At 38.9% G+C, this 2558-nt stretch carries 2 protein-coding genes; both read right to left on the reverse strand.

Annotation, left to right across the window (positions count from 1 at the left end; translation table 11 throughout):
• Positions 1-1226: peptidoglycan-binding domain-containing protein (locus tag ACYT32_RS12265; protein ID WP_395266457.1), on the reverse strand; the 1226-nt coding region annotated here is incomplete at its 3' end.
• A gap of 15 nt (positions 1227-1241) precedes the next feature.
• Positions 1242-2453, reverse strand: a complete 1212-nt coding sequence (locus tag ACYT32_RS12270) for a C39 family peptidase (protein ID WP_395266458.1) — start codon at positions 2451-2453, stop codon at positions 1242-1244.
• Positions 2454-2558: the final 105 nt, after the last annotated feature.

A 2558-nucleotide genomic window follows, 5' to 3' on the forward strand; every position in this document is an offset into this window, starting at 1 on the left:
GTATCAATACCAGCAGCGTAAAGTGATTGAGTAACTAATCCTGAACAGTCAACACCATAATTTGGAGAACTTGAGGCACCAGAAATCCATGGTTGACCGAGATATTTACGAGCTTGATTAATCATAGCTTCAATATGGTCTGAACGAGTACTGCTGATGTTTGTTTGAAGTGGGGCGATGTATGAATCAATGCCATACCATGTACTTTCCACAAAGCCCATTGCTTCCCAAGTCTTCAAATCAACAACGCCAGTTACAGGAAGTCCTTTTCTAGCTTGAAGAGAACGAACGCTGGCTGCTACAGAACCATCATAGATTGTATGAGCATTAGAATAACCAAAATACTTTCTTACTAAATATGTCTTAATACCTTCAACACCGTTATAAAGGTCGTAACCTACGGCACCACCACTAGGTTGAATTTGTTTATTTTGGATTTGTAACCAACCACTTGGATTTTGATATGCAGGAGCTGTTGTTGCATCGTCACTGTTTAACCAAACGTTGTTAGCAATTTGATAATAAGTTAAACCATTCAGGTTATCAGTCTTGTTGAATTTCCAAACAGAATTGGCTTTAAAGTTTGGTTGACCACTTCTAACAAATCCTTGTTCAGTTCTTGTGTAATTAACCGCACCACTTTGTTTAACTCTAACTTCACCACTTGCGGCAGCACCATATTGCATAGTAACGTCTGAACTGTTAGCAAATTCGTTAGTAGCAACACGATAATAACTTGAACCATTCAATGAAAGTTTTTGGTCAGTATACCAAGGAGTATTTGGAGCTAAACCACGGTTAGTGATTTGTTTACCATCTTGGGTGTAAAGAAAAGTCATTGAACCATTATGTGATACGACAACACCTTTAATTTGTTCAATGTTGTTGGTATTAGCATTTGCTTGTGTACTTGCAGGTGCTTGTGTACTGGCATTTGCATTGGCATTAACATCTTGTTGAGTGGTGTCAGTGGTTACAGTTTGTTGTGTGGCATTTGTTGCTGCATTGTCTGTCACATTTTGGCTGGCTGTAGCTTGGTCGGCAGCGTTATTTGAATCGGCTACTGAAGTTGCTTGTGATACAGCTGTTTGGTTTTGGTTAACATTTGCGACAGTTTCTGTTGCTTGATTATCAGTTGTTGTATCAGCTTTAACAGTTTGTTGTGTAGCTAAAAACATTGTTAAGGCGAATCCACAGGCAACGGCATATTTTGTTCTAATTTTCATTTTTCTTCCCCTTATTTAATAACTGATTGCACGACGGTTTTGTGTGTTCCAGTTATTGATAAATTGATTAATTCCCATTTGTAACGTCTGATCAGTCCAACAATCGTTGTAATAGACGTAATTTTTATCGTAACCAGTAACTACCAAGGCATGGTATGGAAAGCCATACAATGTGTGCCATGTTACTACTGGATGTCCTAAATCAATTTGATACTTAATTGCATCGAACCCTTGACCAGTTAAGTCTTTGGCTGTACCAGCATACTTTTCAACTAGTAATGCGTTTGGAAAAATAGTAATACCTGTTGAATCCCAAGGTTGACCGATATAGCCATATTCAGGATTACTACTACGTGGCATCTCTCTGGCCATCTGCATCTTATCGACTTTGGCACCAGCATATTGCAACATCATCGTCACTGCCGTGATTTCACAACCATTGGGCAATTCTGGACGTTGAGCAATCAGCGGAACACCAGAAATCCAGCTGGCTTCTTTATATTGACCACCATTGATAACAACGTAATCTTGTGGAATCCAAGTATTATTACCAATTTGATACCATTCTTTACCACCGATATTGGCATGGTTGGTAACTTTCCAAGTGCTTCCAGTTGGCAAGTTGTTGCCATGATAAACGGCTTTCTTACTATAGCCTTCAAAGTCATGGGCACTGGCACCTTTTTTATAAACTACCGTTGCATTACCAGAGAATGGTTGAACATATGAACGGTAAGTTCCAGCGGTTTGGTCAGCATATTCGTTAGTTGCGACACGATAGTAACTGGCACCATTACCAGCATCGTGAAAAGTATCGGTATACCAATTAGAATTTGGAGCTAAACCACGGTCAGTAATCCTAACGCCATTGATGTCATAAAGAATCGTAAAATTGTTGCCGACTGTGTAGACACCATCAACGGGCGTATCATGATACGTTGGTTGGGCAGTTTGCGTCTCTGCCTGTTGATTGGTTTGAACCGATTGGTTTGACTGTCCCTCTTGACCATTACTTTGAACATTATTTGTAGTTTGAGACTCACCATTTGATGAATCTTTTGACACATCTGGTGCTTGACTCTTATTATTTTGTTCTGGCACAGGTGCAACAATACTTTGACTATTTGGTGCTTGTGTTGTCGTATCAGCTTTAGCAACGATTGTCGTTGAGATTAGACAACTAGATGCAAGCAAAGTTGCATAGAGTAATTTCCTCTTAAGTTTCATGTTTCCCCCTAAAAACTCATTATCATAAAATAAATCTTATATATCTTTCCTTTTTTAGATAATCCTCCTTTTTTTAACCATGGTATATATGAATAAAATGACCGT

The sequence above is a fragment of the Companilactobacillus sp. FL22-3 genome (genome assembly GCF_054881455.1).

Excerpts from the sequence above, each read along its gene's own strand:
- ACYT32_RS12270 (WP_395266458.1), bottom strand. The coding sequence starts at position 2,453 with ATGAAACTTAAGAGGAAATTACTCTATGCAACTTTGCTTGCATCTAGT.